This is a genomic window from Leifsonia sp. fls2-241-R2A-40a (assembly GCF_030209575.1).
In the GTDB taxonomy this organism is placed as follows: Bacteria; Actinomycetota; Actinomycetes; order Actinomycetales; family Microbacteriaceae; genus Leifsonia.
Window position 1 is genome coordinate 628,253 of the sequence record NZ_JARVRS010000001.1, and the last position, 20,265, is coordinate 648,517.

General features: G+C 70.3%; 17 protein-coding genes, 1 tRNA gene and 1 other RNA gene. 8 read left to right on the forward strand and 11 right to left on the reverse strand.

Annotated elements, in window-relative coordinates; all coding sequences use genetic code 11:
- Nucleotides 1-3: 3 nt before the first annotated feature.
- The 4 genes from QRN40_RS03045 to ffs form a co-directional block, all read right to left on the reverse strand.
- Nucleotides 4-1,233, reverse strand: coding sequence for an acetate/propionate family kinase (locus tag QRN40_RS03045; RefSeq protein WP_285114008.1), 1,230 nt, complete (start codon nucleotides 1,231-1,233; stop codon nucleotides 4-6).
- On the reverse strand, nucleotides 1,230-3,365 hold the full coding sequence (pta, locus tag QRN40_RS03050; protein WP_285114009.1) for a phosphate acetyltransferase: 2,136 nt from the start codon (nucleotides 3,363-3,365) through the stop codon (nucleotides 1,230-1,232). Before pta ends, QRN40_RS03045 begins: the two co-directional genes overlap by 4 nt.
- 1 nt (nucleotide 3,366) lies before the next feature.
- Nucleotides 3,367-4,701, reverse strand: a complete 1,335-nt coding sequence (locus QRN40_RS03055) for a DUF1254 domain-containing protein (RefSeq protein ID WP_285114010.1) — start codon at nucleotides 4,699-4,701, stop codon at nucleotides 3,367-3,369.
- A 112-nt stretch (nucleotides 4,702-4,813) separates the two neighbouring features.
- An RNA gene (ffs, locus tag QRN40_RS03060) (signal recognition particle sRNA small type) lies at nucleotides 4,814-4,910 on the reverse strand.
- A 102-nt stretch (nucleotides 4,911-5,012) separates the two neighbouring features.
- Here ffs and QRN40_RS03065 point away from each other — a divergent pair.
- Nucleotides 5,013-5,100, forward strand: a tRNA-Ser gene (locus QRN40_RS03065).
- A gap of 77 nt (nucleotides 5,101-5,177) precedes the next feature.
- Here QRN40_RS03065 and QRN40_RS03070 read toward each other — a convergent pair.
- Nucleotides 5,178-5,789, reverse strand: a complete 612-nt coding sequence (locus tag QRN40_RS03070) for a hypothetical protein (RefSeq protein WP_285114011.1) — start codon at nucleotides 5,787-5,789, stop codon at nucleotides 5,178-5,180.
- Nucleotides 5,790-6,184: 395 nt separating this feature from the next.
- On the opposite strand from QRN40_RS03070, the gene QRN40_RS03075 reads away from it, so the two are divergent.
- Entirely contained in the window at nucleotides 6,185-8,293 is a 2,109-nt protein-coding gene (locus QRN40_RS03075) for a cytochrome P450/oxidoreductase (protein WP_285114012.1), read from the forward strand.
- Between the two features lie 35 nt (nucleotides 8,294-8,328).
- Here the strand turns inward: QRN40_RS03075 and QRN40_RS03080 are convergent, their stop codons facing one another.
- The gene (locus tag QRN40_RS03080) at nucleotides 8,329-8,547 is read right to left on the reverse strand and encodes a dodecin (RefSeq protein ID WP_285114013.1); all 219 of its coding nucleotides are present in this window, start codon (nucleotides 8,545-8,547) and stop codon (nucleotides 8,329-8,331) included.
- A 199-nt stretch (nucleotides 8,548-8,746) separates the two neighbouring features.
- On the opposite strand from QRN40_RS03080, the gene QRN40_RS03085 reads away from it, so the two are divergent.
- The 6 genes from QRN40_RS03085 to QRN40_RS03110 all read left to right on the forward strand — a co-directional run bounded on the left by QRN40_RS03085 (nucleotide 8,747) and on the right by QRN40_RS03110 (nucleotide 14,728).
- The gene (locus tag QRN40_RS03085; protein ID WP_285114014.1) at nucleotides 8,747-9,865 is read left to right on the forward strand and encodes a GNAT family N-acetyltransferase; all 1,119 of its coding nucleotides are present in this window, start codon (nucleotides 8,747-8,749) and stop codon (nucleotides 9,863-9,865) included.
- A gap of 78 nt (nucleotides 9,866-9,943) precedes the next feature.
- Nucleotides 9,944-10,897, forward strand: a complete 954-nt coding sequence (locus QRN40_RS03090; RefSeq protein ID WP_285114015.1) for a 2-deoxy-5-keto-D-gluconate 6-phosphate aldolase domain-containing protein — start codon at nucleotides 9,944-9,946, stop codon at nucleotides 10,895-10,897.
- 95 nt (nucleotides 10,898-10,992) lie between these two features.
- Entirely contained in the window at nucleotides 10,993-12,276 is a 1,284-nt protein-coding gene (locus QRN40_RS03095) for a MinD/ParA family ATP-binding protein (protein ID WP_285114016.1), read from the forward strand.
- Between the two features lie 174 nt (nucleotides 12,277-12,450).
- Nucleotides 12,451-13,017, forward strand: a complete 567-nt coding sequence (locus QRN40_RS03100) for a hypothetical protein (RefSeq protein ID WP_285114017.1) — start codon at nucleotides 12,451-12,453, stop codon at nucleotides 13,015-13,017.
- Nucleotides 13,018-13,052: 35 nt separating this feature from the next.
- Entirely contained in the window at nucleotides 13,053-13,883 is an 831-nt protein-coding gene (locus tag QRN40_RS03105; RefSeq protein ID WP_285114018.1) for a helix-turn-helix domain-containing protein, read from the forward strand.
- Nucleotides 13,880-14,728, forward strand: coding sequence for an aminoglycoside phosphotransferase family protein (locus QRN40_RS03110; protein ID WP_285114019.1), 849 nt, complete (start codon nucleotides 13,880-13,882; stop codon nucleotides 14,726-14,728). Before QRN40_RS03105 ends, QRN40_RS03110 begins: the two co-directional genes overlap by 4 nt.
- A gap of 22 nt (nucleotides 14,729-14,750) precedes the next feature.
- Here QRN40_RS03110 and QRN40_RS03115 read toward each other — a convergent pair whose 3' ends face one another.
- The 5 genes from QRN40_RS03115 to QRN40_RS03135 form a co-directional block, all read right to left on the reverse strand.
- Nucleotides 14,751-14,960 (reverse strand): hypothetical protein, encoded by a 210-nt coding sequence (locus tag QRN40_RS03115; protein ID WP_285114020.1) that lies wholly within the window; start codon nucleotides 14,958-14,960, stop codon nucleotides 14,751-14,753.
- 82 nt (nucleotides 14,961-15,042) lie between these two features.
- Nucleotides 15,043-16,911 carry a helicase HerA-like domain-containing protein gene (locus tag QRN40_RS03120; RefSeq protein ID WP_285114021.1) on the reverse strand — a complete coding sequence of 623 codons (1,869 nt, stop codon included), beginning with the start codon at nucleotides 16,909-16,911 and terminating at the stop codon, nucleotides 15,043-15,045.
- Between the two features lie 10 nt (nucleotides 16,912-16,921).
- Nucleotides 16,922-17,638 carry a phosphatase PAP2 family protein gene (locus tag QRN40_RS03125; protein WP_285114022.1) on the reverse strand — a complete coding sequence of 239 codons (717 nt, stop codon included), beginning with the start codon at nucleotides 17,636-17,638 and terminating at the stop codon, nucleotides 16,922-16,924.
- Nucleotides 17,639-17,681: 43 nt separating this feature from the next.
- A complete protein-coding gene (locus tag QRN40_RS03130) occupies nucleotides 17,682-18,911 on the reverse strand; it encodes a multidrug effflux MFS transporter (RefSeq protein WP_285114023.1) in 1,230 nt (409 codons plus the stop codon).
- Between the two features lie 175 nt (nucleotides 18,912-19,086).
- Nucleotides 19,087-20,262: an ROK family transcriptional regulator gene (locus tag QRN40_RS03135; protein WP_285114024.1), complete on the reverse strand. Its 1,176-nt coding sequence runs from the start codon at nucleotides 20,260-20,262 to the stop codon at nucleotides 19,087-19,089.
- Nucleotides 20,263-20,265 lie beyond the last annotated feature (3 nt).

Below are 20,265 nucleotides of genomic sequence, written 5' to 3' on the forward strand. Positions count from 1 at the left end.
CCGTCAGCCTCCGGTCGTGCCGGCGGTCGCTCCCGCCCGCACGGTCGCACCGACCGCCTGAAGCGACTGCCGGGCGATCTCCAGCTCCTCGTTGGTCGGGACGACGAGCACCGTGACCGCGGAGTCGTCAGCGGAGATGACCCGCGCCTCCCGCGAGCCGCTCGCGTTGCGCTCCGGGTCGAGCCGGATGCCGAGCACCTCGAGACCCGTCAGCACCTCCGCCCGGAGCGCGGCGTCGTTCTCGCCGACCCCGGCCGTGAAGGTGAGGACGTCCAGTCCGCCGAGCAGCGCGGTGTACGCGCCGATGTAGTGCTTCAGGCGGTGGACGGTCACATCCAGCGCCAGTCGCGCGGAGTCGTCGCCAGCGCCCGCCGCCTTCCGGACATCCCGCATGTCGCCGCGTCCGGAGAGGCCCAGCAGCCCGCTCCGCCGGTTGAGCAGCTCGTCGAGCTCAGCGGTGGAGAGGTGCGCGCGACGGGCCAGGTGGATGAGCACAGCCGGGTCGAGGTCGCCCGAGCGCGTGCCCATCACCAGTCCCTCGAGCGGCGTCAAGCCCATGGAGGTGTCGACGGAGCGGCCGCCGTCGACGGCGCACGCCGACGCTCCATTGCCGAGGTGCAGCACGATCTGCCGCAGGTCGCCCAGCGGCCGCTCGAGGAAGTCGGCCGCCGTCTCCGACACGTACTTGTGCGAGGTCCCGTGGAAGCCATAGCGGCGGACGCGATGGCGTTCGGCCAGGCCCGCATCGATGGCGTAGGTGTACGCCTCCGGCGCGAGCGTCTGATGGAAGGCGGTGTCGAAGACCGCGACGTGCGGCACCTCGGGGAAGGCCTTCTGCGCCGCGCGGATGCCCTCGAGGTTCGCCGGGTTGTGCAGCGGAGCCAGGTCGGAGAGGTCCTCGATGTTGATCTCGACCAGCGGCGTGATGATCGTCGGCTCGAAGAAGCGCTTGCCGCCGTGGACCACCCGGTGGCCGACCGCATCCAGCGGGTTCTCGTCGAGGCTCGGCCCCTCCGCGGCGAAGGCGTCGAGCATGGCCCGGAACCCGGCCGTGTGATCGGGGATCTCGAGCGTGCGCTCGGAGGTGCCGCCGGGACCGCGATGCGAGGTGCGGCCGTTCGGCTCGCCGATCCGCTCCACGAGCCCCGAGGCGAGCGACTCGCCGGTCTCGCTGTCGATCAGCTGGTACTTGAACGACGACGAGCCGCTGTTGACGACCAGGACGGCGCTCATGAGAGGGCCGCCTGGATCGCGGTGATGGCCACCGTGTCGACGATGTCGTCCACGGTCGCGCCGCGTGACAGGTCGTTGATCGGCTTGCGCAGGCCCTGCAGCACCGGCCCGATCGCGACGGCGCCTGCACTCCGCTGCACCGCCTTGTAGGTGTTGTTGCCGGTGTTGAGGTCCGGGAAGATGAACACGGTCGCTCGCCCGGCCACGTCCGATCCGGGCATCTTCGCCGCGCCGACGGCCGCATCCGCCGCCGCGTCGTACTGGATGGGACCGGCCACCGCCAGTTCCGGGGCGCGCTCGCGCACCAGTTCCGTCGCGATGCGCACCTTCTCCACGTCGGCGCCCGCGCCCGAGTCGCCGGTCGAGTACGAGAGCATCGCGACCCGTGGCTCGATGCCGAACTGGTCGGCCGTCTTCGCGGACGAGATGGCGATGTCGGCAAGCTGCTCGGAGGTCGGATCGGGGATGACGGCGCAGTCGCCGTAGACGAGCACCCGGTCCGCGAGCGCCATCAGGAACACGCTGGAGACGACGGAGACGCCCGGCGTGGTCTTGATGATCTCGAACGCCGGGCGGATGGTGTGCGCCGTCGTGTGCGCGGCGCCCGACACCATCCCGTCGGCGAGTCCCAGGTGGACCATCATGGTGCCGAAGTAGGAGGCGTCGGTGACGGTGTCGGAGGCCTGGTCGAGCGTGATCCCCTTGTGAGCGCGCAGGCGGGCGTACTCCTCGGCGAACCGCAGGCGCAGCACGTCGTCGAAGGGGCTGATCACCTCGGCCCCCGAGAGGTCGAGGCCCAGCTCGATCGCGCGGGAGCGCACCTCGAACGGCTCGCCCAGGATCGTCAGGTCGGCGACCCCGCGCGCGAGCAGGGTATGGGCGGCGCGCAGGATGCGGTCGTCCTCGCCCTCCGGCAGCACGATGTGCTTCTTCGCAGCACGGGCCCGCTCGATCAGGTCGTACTCGAACATGAGCGGGGTGACGACGTCGTGGCGCGAGACATTGAGCCGCGCGAGCAGGGCGGCCGCATCCACATGCCGTTCGAACAGCGCGAGCGCGGTGTCGTACTTGCGCTGCGAGTCGGCGGCCAGCCGGCCACGGGCGTGGGTGATGCGGACGACCGTCTCGTACGTGTCGAGACCGGTCCGCACGATCGGCAGCGGCGAGCGCAGGCCTGCGAGCAGCCGCTGAATCGGCTCGGGGAGGTCGAACCCGCCGCTGAGCACGACGCCCGCGATGGAGGGGAACGTGCCCGCCGCGTTCGCCATGAGCACCGCGAGCAGCACCTCCGTCCGATCGCCCGGAACGACCACAACGGCGCCGTCGACCAGGCGCGGGAGCACGTTGTTCATGGACATGCCGGCGACGACGACGCCCAGCGCTTCGCGTGTCAGGAGCGCCTCCTCGCCGGCCAGCAGCGTCGCTCCGGTCTCCTCCATGATCGAGCGGATGCTCGGCGCGACCAGGAAGGGGTCCTCCGGGATCGCCCACACCGGCGGCCGGTCCGCACTGCCCGCAGCCTCGGCAGCAGCACCGACGACGGAGCCGACCGCGGCGACGATCTCGTCGAGCATCCCGCTGTCGGCCCGGTTGGCGATGACCGCGAGCAGGCTCGCGTGCTCCGCGCGCAGCTCGGCGACGGCGATCTCGGCGAGCTGACGCAGCTCCTCCGCCGACCGCGGATCGGCCTGGCCGAGGCGCTCGCCGAAGCCCTGTCCGATCCGTCCGCCGAGCACGAGGAGCGCCGGCGCCCCCAGGTTCGCGGCGATCCGTGCGTTGTACCCGAGCTCGGTGGGGCTGCCGACGTCGGTGTAGTCGGAGCCGAGGATCACGACCGTGTCGCAGCGCGACTCCACCGCCCGGAAGCGCCGCACGATCTCGCCGAGCGCCGCATCCGCGTCGGCGTGGACGTCCTCGTAGGTGACGCCGAGCGCCTCCTCGTAGGTGATGTCGGCCGTGTTGCGCTGCAGCAGCAGTTCGAGCACGTAGTCCCGCTCGTCCGTCGATCGCGCGATCGGGCGGAAGACGCCGACCCGGCCCACCGAGTGGCGCAGCGACTCCAGGACGCCCAGCGCGACCGTCGACTTACCGGTGTGACCTTCGGCGGAGGTGATGTAGATGGAGCGCGCCACGTCAGCCGATCCGCTCGATCGCCGGCACGGCGTAGCGGCCGTCCACGACCTCATCGCCGGGCAGGTACAGGCGCAGGATGGGGCGGAAGCCGCCCGCGGGCGCCGGCAGCCAGTTGGCGGCGGCCTTCTCGTCGGTCGGTCGGGTGGCGCTCATCGTGATGGTCAGTCCTCCGTCGTCGTCGTACACGAGCCCCTCCGTCCGGTCCCCCACCGAGTAGCGGTCGATGGGGTTGCGGACGAGGTAGTAGTGCGGCAGGTCGTACATCGTCAGCGACCAGAACGCGCCGACCGGCGGCGTGGGGCTCAGCCGCAGCCGGTAGGTGTGCGCGCCGTCCAACGGCTCGCCATCCGCATCCTCGTACGTCATGATGTACGCCGCCTCATAGGCGTGGTTGCCCCACAGGCCGCCCAGAGCCGCGGCGGCGCGGTGCGCGTAGCGCGTGCGCGGGTCGATCAGCTTCCACTCGGGCGCATCGATGGCGCCCACCTCGAAGAAGTCGAGGTTGTAGTCGAAGACGTGCAGGTTCACCAGCCAGTGGTCGACCAGAGTGCCGGAGGTGCGGAGAGCCGATTCGAGGGCCTCCTTGCCGAGCGCGTAGCCGGTGCCGAGCGCCTCGCGGACGCCGTCCGGCTGCTCGGCGACCGTGTACGGACTCACCAGACCGAGCGGAGCGTACGACTCGAGCGCCTCGCGGTCGCGCTCCGCCGGAGGGAACGCCTGCGACCACACCCGCAGCTTCTCGAAGAAGTCGAGCGCCTCGTCCTGCCCGGCGGAGACGGCGGGAACGCCCTCAGGTGGCGCGAACGTCTCGTTGACCGGGGTCAGGGTGAGCGCGTCTTGGAGTTCATGCACCGCCGGAAGGTCGGCTTCTCCATCGACCGCCCAGCGGCCGACGATCGTCGCCACCCGCGTGGGGAACCGGATCACCGGGACGTCGGGGCTGTGCTCGGGGTCCTCGACCGCGCCCGGGGGGAGCAGGAGGAACTCCCCCGCGCCGCCGCCGGTCGCACGGGTGCCGACATACGCGAAGTTGTTCGTCCAGGCGTCGACGAACTGGAGGACGTAGTAGCGGTCACCGGCCTCGGGCACGGACAGCCGGATCGGCCCGACGCCGAGGTCGACCTGCGCGATGGAGTACACCGTGTCGTTATTGATGGAGACGAACTCGTCCTCCGGGCCGGCCAGCGTGCGCGCGTGCCCGAACGCGTTGTACGGGGTGGGAGGCACCTCTCCGATGCCCTGCTCGGTGAAACGGACGACCTGCTCCAGGTCGAACACCAGCGGAAAGCCGACGACGTAGGCCTCAGTCGCCAGTTCGGTCAACTGCTCGGTCACGGCTGCACCCCGTCCATCGATCCACGGAAGACACGGATCATTCTACAGGCCGTAGAAGTCCCGGCCCCGCTGGCCACAATATACGCGGCGAGTGCGACACCCGGGTGGACACGAAAAAGACTCCCCACGCACCCGCCAGAGCCCGGTTACCCTTGCTGCGTTTCCGCCCTGGGGGAGTTGGCCTGGATGGCGCCACGTGGGGAGCCGGGAACCAGTGTAGCGGGTGAGGCCGGGAGCCGCGTGCGCGAAGGCCCCCGGCGATCCAGTACGATATTGGGAGCCGCCGGCCGCGAATGCGGAAGGCGTGCCCTGGAGAATTCGCCTAGTGGCCTATGGCGCACGCTTGGAAAGCGTGTTGGGTGCAAGCCCTCGGGGGTTCGAATCCCCCATTCTCCGCCAAATTCCCCAGTGACCGAAGGCCCCGAGCTCCGCCTGACCGTGCGGAGTCGGGGCCTTTGCTCTGACGCCGACCCCGCTCATCCGGACGGGAACGCGCGCTTGAAGCGCTGGATCTGCAGCGCGGCGGCCGCGGCGAACAGAATGACGCCGACGACCACACCCACGAGGACGGCGACCGGGGTGGTGGCGCCCGCGGCACCGGTGAAGATCGCGACGCCGGAGCCGCCGACGGCCGCGTTCACCGCGCCGACCATGCTGGCCATGGTTCCCACGACCCACCGCCGCGACGATCGCATGCCGAGCATGTCGTACGCATCGGAGGCATCATCCCCGGTCGAGACGAAGAACGGGGGCGCGGCGGGGTGGACGCCGGCGTAATAGCGGCGGATGCGCGCCATCGCGCGCAGCGCCCGGAGGTTCTCGATCGCCGTGTCGATGAGCCGGGCGATCGTGAACCAGCCGAGCACGAACACGGTCGTCAGTGCGGCCCCGGCAAAGGGCAGGAACAGGTCGGTCGACGCACCCGAGACGAAACCGAGCGAGACGAGCGCGCTGGACAGCGTCACGAGGTAGAGCGACGACCGGCTGCTGGACTCGCTGATCGACGCGTTCGATGCGCCCTGCAACACGAAGTACTCGGTGTTCAGCACGCCGAGGAACTGCGATTCGTCCGCCCTCTCGTCGCTCATGGTCACACCCTACGACTCGGGAGGCCGGCAGCCCGCTCATCCCCGCTGGCGCAAGGCCTACTGCAGCGGTCACTCCCCCGAATCACCCTTTACATCCACAGCCCCTCAGGTGATATCGTCCCAAGCACACAGGCGGGGTGAGGGCGCACGGCAGTACGGCCGATCGCGAATAATCCCCCTCGGTGCTTCCATGAGCATCGGGCGAGCAGACGGATCCTTGCGATCCTGCCTGTGTCATGCCCCGGCAGGGTCCACTCTCAAACGGAGACCTCGTGTCGACTACTGCCACTGCGGGCGGCTGCCCGTTTATTGACCCGGAAAGCCTGTTCCAGGACCTCGCTGCCGCGCGACAGCACGCCGGGCTGCCCTGTTCGGATACCTTCGAGGCTCGGATGGTGACGCGCTACGACGACATCGTCGAAGCGCTTCACGACCCCGGGACTTTCTCGTCGACGCCAGTGGTGCCGGAGCTGCCCTCGCCGTGGAGGGAGCGGTTCGACGGTCGTGTTCCCAGCCGCGGCACCCTGATCGGACTGGACAACCCGGACCATGATCGTTTGCGCGCGAGCGTGAACACCTTCTTCGTCCCCCGGCGGTTGGCGCGGTACGAGCCGTGGATCCGGGACGAGGCGCATCGGATGATCGACGGCTTCGTCGGGGATGGCGAAGCGGACCTGAAGACGGCGTTCGCTCTGCCCCTCCCCTTGAAGGTGATCGCTCACGTCGTCGGCCTCGACGCGGAGCGATCCGAGTGGATCGGCGCGGCTCTGGGCTTCTTCCTCGGCCCTCGCGACCTGTACCACTCGGGCACTCCTGAGGAGAAGGCGGAGCGGCTTCTCGAGCTGCACGACTACATCCTGCAGGTGATGGCGGAGCGGAAGCGCGACCGTCGTGACGATCTCATCAGCCACGTCTGGAATGAGCGCGAGGCCGGCCTGGAGATGACGGACTTCGAGATGCTCTCGATGTTTCCGGGGCTGATGCTGGCGGGCCACGAGACCTCGTCCAACCTCATCTGCACCGCGCTGCTGAATCTGTTGCCCGACCAGGGCCGGTGGGAGCAGGCGCAGCGGGACGACGCGTCGCGGGCGGAGGCGTTGGAAGAGCTGTTCCGGTTCGAATCCGCCATCACCGGCATGAAACGACTGGTGACCCAGGACACGGTGCTGGGCGGGGTCCGTCTGACCGCGGGCGAGCAGGTGTTCCTCGCGTACGCGTCCGGTTCGCGCGACGCAGCGCGATTCGCTCACCCGGACTCGCTCGACCTCGAGCGCACGTGGGCGGTCCCCCATCTCGGCTTCGGACAGGGAGTGCACGCGTGCCTCGGCGCGCCACTCGCACGCTTGCTCCTCCGCGTCGAGCTCGATGTGCTGCACGAGCGCCTGCACGACCTGCGACTCGCGGTGTCGCCCCCGGAGGTCGAGCACACGGTGGTGAGCGAAGGGCGCGGCATCGTGGCCCTGCCGCTCCGTTGGACGCCGGAGCCGGTTGTCCGCCAGGAGCCGTCCCCGACCTGGCAACCCGCCGAGCGGGAGGAACCCGTGACGACACAGCCGATCGTAGAGACACGCGCTGTGGTCGTCACGGGCCGTCGAGCGCTGACCGAGGACGTCGTCGAGCTCGTCCTCGCTGCGGATGACGGCGACGCGCTCCCGGCCTGGGAGGCGGGAGCGCACATCGATCTCGAACTCCCCGACGGCGCGCTGCGCCAGTATTCACTGTGCGGCCGGCCCAGCGACCGCGAGCTGCGAATCGCGGTCCTCCTCGAGAAGGCCGGCCGCGGCGGGTCACGCCAGGTTCACGATGCCGTGCGAATCGGCGACCGGTTGCGCATCCGCGGACCACGGAACCACTTCAGACTCCGCCCGGCATCGTTCGCGCTCTTCGTCGCGGGCGGCATCGGGATCACACCCCTGCTGCCGATGATCGACGAGCTGCAACGACGCGGCACCGACTGGCGGTTGCTGTTCCTCGGACGTGATCGACGGCGCATGCCCTACTTGGACGAGTTGCTCGATCAGTACGGGCATCAGGTGTACGCCTGGCCGAGTGCAGAGCGCGGCCGATACGACCTCGACGACATCTGGCGCAGGATGCCCGCAGGCGAGACGGCGGTCTACGCCTGCGGCCCGGAGCAGCTGCTCGCCGCCCTCGAAGAGTCCGCCCGGCGGAACGGTACCGAGAATCGGCTCGTCGTGGAGCGGTTCGCGGCTCAGCGCGTAGACCACCAGCCGAACAGGCCCGTGGAAGTCGTGCTGGCTCGCCGTCGGCGAACCGTGACGATCGACGCGGACGAGAGCATCCTGGATGGGCTCAACCGAGTCGGCGCGAACATCCTCTCCACCTGTCGCGAGGGCACGTGCGGCACCTGCGAAGTGCGCGTCCTCGAGGGAGTGCCGGAACATCGGGACTCGGTCCTCAGCCTCGAGGAACGTCTCGCCAACGCCTCGATGATGACGTGCGTCTCTCGATGCCGGGGCAATCGGCTCGTGCTCGATGTCTAGCCCGGGTCACCGAGGAGCGCCCGCACGGCGCCGCATCACTCGGTGAGGTGTTCGAGCCGGAATCCCACCTTCAGGGTCACTTGGAAGTGCGCCACGCGTCCATCCTCCACTTCCCCGCGGGTGTCGGTCACTTCGAACCAGTCGATGTCGCGGATCGTCTGCGACGCCCGCTCGATCCCGTTGCGTATCGCCGCATCGGTTCCCTCGGGCGACGTGCCCACGATCTCGATCACTCGGTATGTGCGGTTCGTCACGACTCGCTCCCACCACTCGTTCTGCCTCCGGCTGGGATCAGTCTGCCGCGCGACAGGCAGCGCCGCTAGACGCCCGAGCGTGCCCTTGTCACAGGCGATACCGCTGTGGAATGCTGGCGTCCGTGATCCTCTAGCAGCGATTCCCCTCCTCCCCACGACCGTGGGTGAGTCGATCGATCCTGCCAACGAAGAGGAATTCATGTCATCTACAGAGCACACCATCAGCGCGCCCGGATTCACTATCGAGCCGCTCGTCGTCCCGGACAGCGTCGACGCGGCGGATGCCGCGGACTTCATCGCGATGGCCGCGGTGAGGAGCAGCGTCGAAGCGGAGCAGCGCGGGGATGCATCGGCCGAGGTCATGACCGCGGCCGACCTGCTGCCCGCGTGGAAGGACCCGTCACGGCAGATGACCGGAGTCGTCGCCAAGGTCGACGGGCGCGTGGTCGCCCGGGCGAACCTGGCGCTTCCCGTCGGGGCCAGCGAGTGCTGGGGCGCGGTGTCCGTCCTCCCGGGGTTCCGAGGGCGCGGCATCGGCTCGGCGCTGTACGACCGGCTCGAGCGCATGGCGCGGGATGCCGGGCGCACGACCATCCAGAACCAGACGACGTTCCCCGCGGGCACGGAGGGCCCCACCCTCCCGGCGCCGACGGGGTTCGGTTCCGTGCCGCTCGCCCTCGGGTCGACCCGGTTCCTGCAGCGTCAGGGGTTCTCGCTCGAACAGGTGGGTCGCGTCAGCGCGCTGCCCCTGCCGCTCGATGCCGCTGCGTTCTCCGCCCGCATGGAGGTGGCGGTGGCGGCAGCCTCCGGCTACCGGACGGTCTCCTGGCAGCGACGCACACCCGAGGAGTGGCTCGAGGCGCTCGCCCTGCTGCACACCAGGATGAGCACCGACGCACCCAACGCGGGCATGCAGCAGACGGAAGACGTCTGGACGGTCGAACGGGTCCGGGAGTTCGACGACCTGTGGGCGGACAGCCCCCGCACCGCGCTCACCACCATCGCGGTCGAAGAGGCGACGGGAGAGGCCGCCGGGTTCACGCAGCTCGAGGTGCCCGCCGAGCCGGACCGCCCGGCCGAGCAGACGGACACGCTGGTGCTGCGCGAGCACCGCGGACGCCGGCTCGGGATGCTGATGAAACTCACCAACCTGCGCCGACTCACGGCCCTGTTCCCCGCCTGGCGGAGCGTGGAGACGGTGAACGCCGAGGAGAACCGCCCCATGCTCGACGTCAACGAGTCGATCGGCTTCACCGCGGTCGCCTACGTAGCGGGGTGGCGCAAGGACATAGGAGCGGGGACCACGGGTATGGAGTGATCGCCGCCGTCCGGACGACCGTTGCGGCCACGGGCCGGGCGTGGTTGCATCACCCGCGTACCCCGGGGAGGAACGAGCATGAGCAGAGACGACATCCTGACCGCGGATGGTGCCCATCCACTCTTCATCCTGGCGATGGACCACCGCGATTCGCTGGTGAAGCACGTCTACGGCATCGACGGCGAACCGACCGCGGACGACGATCGGCGCATCGCCGCGGACAAGCTGGCGGTGTTCCAGGGAGCTGCGGCTGCGCGCGACCGTCTGCCTGCGGGACGGCCCGGCGTCCTCGTCGACGAACGGTATGGCGCGGAGGTGGCACGAGCCGCACGCGACGCGGGCTTTGCACTCATCATGCCGATCGAGCGTTCGGGTCAGGACTTCTTCCGGCTCGAGTACGGCGACTTCGACTCGACCGAGTGGCTCGACCGCCTGGCCGCGTTCGCTCCGGACGCGGCCAAGGTGCTCGTCAGAGACAATCCCGGTTTCGACAGCGAGCAGAGACGACTGCAGCAGGACCATCTCGCGCAGGTGAGCACCCGTCTTCGTGAGGCCGGCATCCCCCTGATCATCGAGCTGCTCGTCCCTGACGCCGCGCCGCACCCGGCCGACGACTACGACGATGCCGTCCGCCCGGGGCTCACCGTCGACCTCCTCCGCGAATTCCGTGCGCACGGGGTGGAGCCGGACATCTGGAAGCTGGAGGGGTACGACGCCTCTCGCGACGCCGCTCTCGTGTCCGAGACGGCCCGGGAAGGCGGCCGGTCCCACGTCCGCTGCATCGTTCTGGGACGCGACTCGGACGAGCAGCACCTGGATCGCTGGCTGCGGGTCGCTGCGCCGGTCGACGGGTTCGTCGGCTATGCGATCGGCCGCAGCATCTGGGAGCAGCCGCTCACCGACGAGCTCGCCGGCCGGATCGACCGCAGCGAACTGCAGCGCAGGGTCGGAGAGTCCTACGTCCATTACTCGGGCGTCTACGCGAACGCTGCGCATGTTCGGGATGCGAACCCGGCGGGGGCGACAGCCTGACAAGAGTCTGAGCGTGGCTGGACCGTCCCGGCGAAGCGGTCTACCGTCCGACATCGGTCTATGCCGCTCCTTGCATGCACCGCGGAAGGAATGTCTTGTCCCTCAGCCTGTCCTCGTCCCCCCAGCTCAGCGCACGGTTCTCGCCGGACGCGACCGGAGAGCTGATCGTCGACGGCGTCCGCGAGGACTTCGTGGAGGAGAGCACGCAACGCGTGCGGGAGGCGGTGCTCGGCCGGGTGGGGGAGATCGCCGCTGCGGCGGGCAGGCCCGTGCGGTTGACGGTCTCCGACGAGGAGGGCGACTGGCTGCTCGCCGTGCAGCCGGACGGCAGCATCGTGGATGAGGAGGCGCTGTCCGCAGGTCCCGAACCGGAGCACGTCCCCGCACTCTTCCGGGCGGCTCCTCCCCTGGAGGTGCTCCCGGACGACGCTCCCCCGCAGAACGCTTCGCGCGAGGCCCCCGCCCGGGAGTCGTTCCTCCGGGTCGAGCGCACGCGCCCCGACCGCGCCCGGCAGGGGATGCGAGGCGCCCTCGCACGCGCCGGCGTCCCTCTCGGGCCGTCGGCGGCGGAGTTGCGCGAGCGCGCCGAGCTGGATGCGGTGAGCCGCCACTGGGCAGGCCCGCGCACCATCGCGATCGTCAACGGCAAGGGCGGCGCCAACAAGACGCCGACCACGGCGCTCCTGTCGGCCGTGTTCGCGCGCAACGGCGGCTCCGGCGTGCTCGCCTGGGACAACAACGAGACCCGCGGGACGCTCGGCTGGCGCACCGAGAAGGACGACCACGACGCGACGGTCCAGTCACTGCTTCCCGCGACGGACGTCCTCATGTCGGCAGGCGCGCGCACGGCTGACATCGGGCACTACATGCACCACCAGAACGCGGACAAGTACGACGTGCTCCGGTCGAACCCGACGATGCTCGCCACGGAGCAGCGCATCTCGAGCGCCGACTTCGACCGTCTCCACGCCGTCGCCACCAAGTTCTACCGGCTCGTCATCATCGACAGCGGCAACGACGAGTCGGCCGAACGATGGCTGCGGATGATCGACCACACCGACCAGCTCGTCATCGCGACCACCGCGCTCGGCGAGCACGCGGAAGCCGGGGCCCTGCTCCTCGAGGCACTGATGCAGCGGGATGCGCATTCTGCCCGGCTGGCGCGCGAAGCCGTCGTCATCGTCTCCCAGTCCGAGCGCACCGGACCGGCGTCCGAGGTGCGGAGGGTGGCGACGGGCTTCGAGCCGCTCGCCCGGCGCGCGGTGACCATCCCATTCGACCCGGAGATGCACGGCGGCCGGCTGTCGTTCGAGTCGCTCGCGCCGCGCACCCGTCGCGCCTGGCTGCATGCGGCCGCCGCCGTCGCCGAGGGTCTCTGACATGTTCGCTAAGCGGTGGTGAAGGAGAATCGGTCGGCACCTCTCCTGCGTTGGCGCACCCCGATCCCACGCGAGACCGCGCACGACAACCGCAGGCCCAGCGGCGCACCCCGCGAACGGGTGTCCCCCAAAATGCCGCTACCGCCCCGGCTCGGGATCGGTCAGGCTCATTGGGTGAGCGAGGCGACTGACGTGGACAGGGATGCGGGATCGACCCGCGAGACCGTCCTGCGTCCGCACCGCCACCTGTTCCTCCGCGGCATCATCGCGGTCCTCGCCCTCACCACTCCGGTCTTCGCCGTCCTCTACTGGCTGACCATCCCGACGCAGGCCTGGCCGTTCGTCCTCGTCGCGCACCTGATCGTGATCGCGGCCACCGTCGTCGGCGTCACCTCGTTTTTGAGCACCACGATCACTCTGGGGCCGGGAGGTGTGCGCGAGCGCGGATTCTTCGGGCGCACGGTGCGCGTCGGACCGGGCGAGGCCGGAGCGGCCATTCTGGTGAAGGTGTACGAGGGCAGCACCCTCGATGTCCTCCCGCAGTTCTTCGTCGCGTCCCGCCAGGGCCGGCTCCTCATCCGGATGCGCGGCCAGTTCTGGTCCGAGGACGACATGGAGCGCGTGGCGGAGGAGCTCGACATCCCCGTGACCCGCCCCGAAGAGCCGATGACGCCGAACCAGCTGCGCCGCACCTGGCCGCGCCTGATGTACTGGTTCGAGCGCTTCCCCTTCGGCCGCTGACCGCCTCAGCGCTGCGAGCGTGCCAGGATGGCCGCGTGACCACGCGCGCCGATGCCGAGCCGCTCAGCAAAGGGCTCCTCACGCCTGTGCGGGAAGTCCCCGGTGCGGGCGCTCCCGTGAGGATCGTGAGGCGGGCACCCACCGGGCGGGCCGCCGCCTTCGTGCGGCACTACTGGCTGCCGCGCTGGGATCTCACGCTCACGGGGCCGCTTCGTCAGGACGTGCTGGAGTATCCGACGGCGAACCTCGTGGTCGAGCGCAGAGCCGCAGCGCTGCATCGCGCGCACCGCGGGATGAGTTCCCGCGTGCTCGAGGATCGTGGATGGGCGTTCGGCGTGCTCCTGAATCCTGGAGTCGCACGCGGCTGGACCGGCGTAACCGTGCGGAGCCTGCCGTGGATCCTCCCGCTGGAGCGACTGGTCGTGCCGGGCACTGCCGCCATGCGGGAGCAGGTCCGGGAGCGGATGGAGGCCGGCGACGACGCCAGCGCCGTGGAGGCCTTCGAGGCGTGGCTGGATGGGCTGCCCGAGCCTGACGATGACGCGCGGCTCGTGGACCGGATCGTCGCAGCGGTCGAGGCCGACCGTGAACTCCTGCGCGTCGAACAGCTGGCGGACCGCTTCGGCGTGGGCGTCCGTCACCTGCAGCGCCTGGTCGCCGGCCACATCGGCTTCGGGCCGAAGTGGCTGATCCAGCGCTACCGGCTGCAGGAGGCGGCCGCCGCCCTGCGCACGGCTGGGGCGCCGTCGCTCGCGCAGCTCGCGGCGGAGCTGGGCTACGCCGACCAGGCCCACTTCAGCCGCGAGTTCCGGGCGGTCATCGGCTCCACCCCCGGCGGCTATGCTGCGGCGGAGCGACCGCGGTGATCGAGCAGGATGCGCTGCTCGCGCCGTGGCGCGAGCGCTGGGGCCTCGAGGCCGACGGCGAGGCCTTGACCACAGCATCGAGCGTTCTGCAGCCGGTTCGCCGCGGACACGATCGGCTCTTCCTCAAGCTGGCCGCCTCGCCGGAGGAGCGCGCCGGGAACGCGGTGTTGACCTGGTGGCGCGGGCACGGGGCCGCCGCCGTGCTCGAATCCGACGAGAACGCGGTGCTGGTGGAGCGAGCGATGGGAGGCGGCGACCTGGCCGAGCTCGCCAGGAGCGGACCCGACGGAGACGACGGAGCGACGCGCATCCTGTGCAGGACCGGGACGACCGTGCACGGGACGTTCGACCGGCCGCGCCCGGACGGGCTGTTCAGTCTGCGGCGATGGTTTCGCGACCTCCTCGACCGCGCAGCATCCCCCTCCAGCGCGGACGGTCTCTTCGCGGATGCCGCGGCCGTCGCCGACGACCTGCTGGCGCACCCGGCCGGTGATGTCGTGCTGCACGGCGACCTCCACCACGGCAACGTGCTCGACTTCGGCGAGCGCGGGTGGCTGGCGATCGACCCGAAGCCGGTGCACGGCGACCCCGGGTTCGACGTGGCGAACATCCTGTGCAATCCGGATCCGCAGGTGGCGTTGCGTGCCGACCGGCTCGAGCGCACGGTCGCGGTGATCGCCCAGGAGACCGGGATGACGCCCCAGCGGGTCCTCCAGTGGGGGCTCGCCTGGGGCGCCCTGTCGGCGACCTGGGCTGCTCTGGACGGCGCGCCGACCGGGTCCTCGGGTGCGGCGGGTGCCGCCGCGGGAGTCGCTCGGCGCGCGAGGGCGCTGCTCGCGCCCTGAGGCCGGGGGCGAGCGTCGCGGCCTACTTGTACGGCGCCCACTCCTCGAGGTCGTACTCGAGTTCGACACCGTCGTAGTGGCGCACGACCCACGTGCGGCCGTCGCCGCCGACGAACTGTCCGCGCGCCGTCTCGGCTATCCACCCGTCGCCGCTGTGGCGCCAGCGGACCATGCCGACATGCTCGCGAAGACGCGGCAGGTGCGGCGGATGCAGGTACTCGTCGTCGGACATGATCACAACCGTCCCCTCGATCACGGTCAGAGCCCCATCTGTCTACCGCACGCGGGTCGCCGCTAACAGGGGTGATTTCCGTTCACCGGCGCCGGCGTGTGCCGAAGATGCCCTCCACCACGCTGCCCAGGATGTCGCGTGTGGCTTTCGATCCGAGCACCTGCTCCAGCACGGTCTTGTCCGCGCGGGACGACGAGCGGCGCGCGGTCGTGCGCGGCGCCGTCTGGCGGAGGATGCGCTCGTACTCCTTCTGCGCCTGGCGCTGGGCCGCATCCTGGGCTTTCGCGTCGGCTTTGGCCTGCGCGTCGGCCTGCTTCGCCGCCGCGGCCGCCGCTTTCGCTGCCTCGGCGTCCGCCTGCGCCTTCGCCGCTGCCGCCGCCGCTGCGTCCAGCTTCCGGCCCAGCATCTCCCGGGCGGAGTCGCGGTCGAGCGGGGTGCCGTACTTCGCCTGCAACGGGGAGGCGGCGATCGTCGCCTCCACCTGCTGGTCGGGCGCGGGCGACATGGAACCCTGGGGCGCCCGGAGGCGCGTCCAGGCGACCGGGGTCGGCGCACCCTTCTCGTTCATGACGGTCACGATCGCCTCGCCGGTGCCGAGCGACTGGAGCACCTGCGCGAGGTCGTAGCCGGAGGTCGGATAGGTGGACACAGTGGCCTTCAGCGCCTTCGCGTCGTCGGGCGTGAACGCACGCAGCTGATGCTGGACGCGCGAACCCAGCTGCGCGAGCACGTCGGAGGGCACGTCCTTCGGCGTCTGAGTGACGAAGAAGATGCCGACGCCCTTCGACCGGATCAGCCGGACGGTCTGCGTGATGGAGGCGAGGAAATCCTTCGACGCGTCGCGGAACAGCAGATGCGCCTCGTCGAAGAAGAACACGAGCTTCGGTTTGTCGAGGTCGCCCACCTCCGGCAGGTCGTTGAAGAGGTCGGCCAGCAGCCACATGAGGAACGTCGAGAACAGAGCCGGCTTGTCCTGGACTCCCGGGACCTCCAGCAGACTGACGACGCCGGTGCCGTCGGGTGCCAGCCGGAGGAACTCGGCCGTGTCGATCTCGGGCTCGCCGAAGAACGCGTCGGCCCCCTGATCGGCGAAGGCGATCAGTTCGCGAAGGATCACGCCGACAGTCGCGCCGGACAGGCCGCCGAGGCCGGCGAGTTCCTGTTTGCCTTCGTCGCCGGAGAGATAGGTGAGCACGGCGCGCAGATCGCCAAGGTCGAGCAGCGGCAGACCAGCCTGCTCCGCGTAGTGGAAGACGAGGCCGAGGCTCGACTCCTGCGTCTCGTTCAACCCCAGCACCTTGGACAGCAGCAGGGGGCCGAAGCCGGCGATCGTGGCGCGGACCGGGATGCCGCGGCCGACGCCGCCCAGGGAGAAGAACTCGGTGGTCGCTGCGTGCGGGGCCCAGTCCTGTCCGATGCCGCGGGTGCGTTCGAGCAGCTTGTCGCTCGACGCGCCCGGCGTTGCGATGCCGGACAGGTCTCCCTTGATGTCGGCGGCGAAGACCGGGACGCCCGCAGCGGCCAGCTGCTCGGCGAGCACCTGCAGCGTCTTGGTCTTGCCGGTTCCGGTCGCGCCGGCGACCAGACCGTGCCGGTTGGTCATCCCGATCGGGATGCGGATGGGGACGTCGGCCAGGGGGTCTCCGTTGACGAGCGCACCCAGCTCGAGCACGGCGCCGTCGAACGAGTACCCGGTGCGCACCGCATCCACCTCGGCCGCATCGAGGGGGCCGTTCGGGGATGCGGTGGGCGCGGTCGGAGCCGGCGCCGTCGCCGCAGCAGCCGCCCGCGCCGCCTCGGCTCGCGCCGCCTCCGCCTGCGCCTCGGCCGCGGCCGACGCCTCCTGCGCCTTCCGGACGGCTTCCGCCGCCTCGGCCTGCAACCGTTCCGCCTCATCCGCCGCGGCCGCAGCCGCCGCCTGCGCCTTCGCCAGCGCGTCCGCGTCGCTCATGCGGGCAACTCTACTGACGGGCCGAACGGGCCAGGAAGAACGGATGCGGTTCTATCGCCTCCAGCGCCAGACGGTGAGCGAGCGGCGTCCACACGATGACCGCGACACCCGCGCCGAGGATGAGTCCGCCGACCGTGTCGCTGATCCAGTGGGCACCGAGATAGGTGCGGCTGGCGGCCATCAGCACCGCCCAGGCGACGCCGATCACCCACACCCACACCCGGGGGAAGAGGATGCCGAGCACCACGACCATGGTCGCCGCATTCGCCGTATGCCCGGACGGGAATGAACCGGTATCGGCGTGCACGAGGATCTCCGTCGGCCGGGCCCGGTCGACCGTGTGCTTCAACAGCTGCACCAGCGCCACCGACACGATGCTCGCGATCGCGAAGAACGCCGCCCCCCAGGGCCTGCGGAATGCGAGCAGCAGCAGGAAGATCAGCAACGGGACCACGAACGAGCCGATGATGCCGCCGCCGGCGTAGTTGAAGAACAGGGCGGGGCCGAGCCACAGCGGGGAGCGGTGCTCGACGATCTCGCCCATCCACTCGGTGTCGAGCGCGAACGGCTCCTTCGGCCGGAGCGCGATGATCACGCCGAGGACCACCACCACGACGACCCCCACGGATGCCGCGACGACGGGCCAGCGGCGCGTGACGCGCGCGGCGCCGGCGACATCGTGGCCCTCGGCCTCCTCGGGCGGGACGGCGGGCTGTGGAGCGCTCATGCCGTCAAGGTACCCGCGGCGGCATGCGCGGCCAAGGGAGTGCTCAGTGCGCGAGTTCGGGAACCGTACGCGGACGGACGACGAGCCAGAGCGAGGCGATCGAGATCAGCGCGCAGATCGCCATCACCGTGGCCATCGGGACGGCGCTGCCCACGCCGAGGATTCCGACGACCGGGGAGACGATGCCCGCGATACCGAAGTTGAGCGCTCCGAGAAGGCTGGCGGCCGTCCCCGCTTCGTGACCGTGTCCGGCGAGGGCGAGCACCTGGACGCACGGGAAGCCGAAGCCGCAGGCTGCGATGAAGAACCAGAGCGGGATGACGATGCCCCAGAGCCCGACGTGCGACTGGTCGAGCACCACGATCGTCGCCGACGACAGGAACATCACGATCGTGGAGCACGCGAGGATCCACTGCGGTCCGACGTACTTGGTCAGCCGCGCCGCCGACTGCACGCCGATGATGATGCCGATCGAGTTCACGGCGAACAGCAGGCCGTACTGCTGAGCGTTGAACCGGTAGATCTCCTGGAAGATGAACGAGCTCGACGACAGGTACGAGAACAGGCCGGTGAAGTTCGCAGCGCCGACGATCGCGATGCCGACGAAGACCCGGTCGCTGAGCACCGACCGGTACCGCTGTCCGACCGTGGAATGCCCGGCGTCGTGGCGGCGCTCCTTCGGCAGGGTCTCGACGATCCACAGGGCGACGCACACGATCACGAAGAGTCCGTACGCCGCGAGGACCAGGAAGATCCCCCGCCAGGGCATCACCAGCAGCAGTGTGGAGCCGAGCACCGGCGCCAGCACCGGCGCGAGGCCGTTGACGAGCGCGAGGCGGCTGAGCATTCGCACCAGCGGGCGTCCGCCGAAGAGGTCGCGGACCATGGCCATGGCGACGACACCGCCGGCCGCGGCGCCGATGCCCTGCAGGGCGCGGGCGACCCCGAGGAGTTCGACGTTCGGAGCGATCGCGGCGGCGAGGCACGCAATGATGTGGACGCCCGTGGCGACCATGAGCGGGAGGCGCCGGCCGATCTTGTCCGACCACGGACCGACCAGCAGCTGGCCGACGCCGAAACCGATCGTCGTCGCGGTCAGGGTCAGCTGGATGGCGGCGGTCGACACGCTGAAGTCGTTCTGCAGGGTGGGGAGCGCCGGCAGGTACGTGTCGATGGTGAACGGCCCGAGTGCGGTGAGCGCGCCGAGGATGAGGATGTAGGCGAGGCGCTGGCGGCCGGAGAGCGCGTCTCCGGGATGCACGACGGTGGTCACGAAAGGGGTCCTTGGCAGGTCGAGGGGCGAGGGAGGGCCGCGCCCGCCGTCGGACGCTGGGGCACCGCTTCAGTGAGCGGTGCGGGAGCCTGCATCGAATCGATTCGATTAACGGGCTACAACCAATCCTAGCGGCTGATACCCCGAAATGTGAACGTGCGCATTCGTAATACGGTCATGACGCGGGCGACGCCAGGAGCGGACCGAACGCCAGCTCCGCTGCTCCGATCATCAGGATGTCGGACCCCAGTTCCGCACGGACGATCGACAGTCCCTCCCCGCCGGCCAGCGCCTGCTGCGACACGAGGCGCGGAAGGCGCTCGGGATCCAGCGCATGCAGGGCCCCGAGGAAGCCGCCCAGTACGATCCGCTGCGGATCGAAGACATTGGTGGCGGTGCGGAGTGCGGTCGCGAGGAAGCCGAGCTGGCGGTCCACCTCCCCCACCACTGCCGGGTCACCGGCGGCGACGGCCGCGGTCAGAGCGCGTTCGAGCTCCTCCGGATCGGCCGCGCGCATCCCGAGCACCCCTAGGAGCGCGCTCTGGCTGACCTCCGTCTCCAGGCAGCCGATAGCGCCGCAGTGACAGCGCACACCGGCCGAGTTGACGAGGGTGTGCCCGAGCTCGCCGGCGTAACCGTTGATGCCGGTCAGCGGAGAACCGCTGACGATGACCCCCGCGCCGATGCCCGAAGCGCCGCCGTTCAGGTACACCAGCTCGCTGGTCCCCCGGCCTGCGCCGAACAGCCGCTCGGCGTTGGCGCCGAGGCTGGCGTCGTTGGCGGCGAGGACCGGATACCCGGTCGCCGCCGCGAGCTCCGCCGCGAACGGCTCCTCCGCCCACTCCAGGTGCGGAGCGAGACGGACCACCCCGTCTGCGGCGCGCACGAGCCCAGGAACGGCGACGCCGATGCCGACCACCCGCGTCGCCTCGGCGAGCGCCGGGCGCAACCCGTCGATGACGGCCGTCGCGATCGTCACGGCCTCGGCCGCGGTCGGGATGCGCTTGGTCGGGTACCGCACCCGGCGCTGCACCGTCGCATCCAAGCCGACGACGGCCACGGTGATGGCGTCGATCTCCGGGTTGAGCGCGAGCGCGACGACCCGGCCGTCGGGAGCGACGAGCGGCGACGGACGGCCGACGCGGTTGCTGAGGGCGGGTTCCCGTTCCTGAACCAGCCGGAGATCGACGAGCTCGCCCACCAGCGCTCCGACGGTCGACCGGTTCAGCCCGGTCGCCTGCGTGAGCGCGGAGCGCGCCAGCGGTCCCTCCCGGTGCACGAGCCCGAGGATGGTGGCGAGGTTGTGCCGTCGCACCGTGTCGAGGTTCGTCCCCGTCGTCCTGCTGTCCATTTT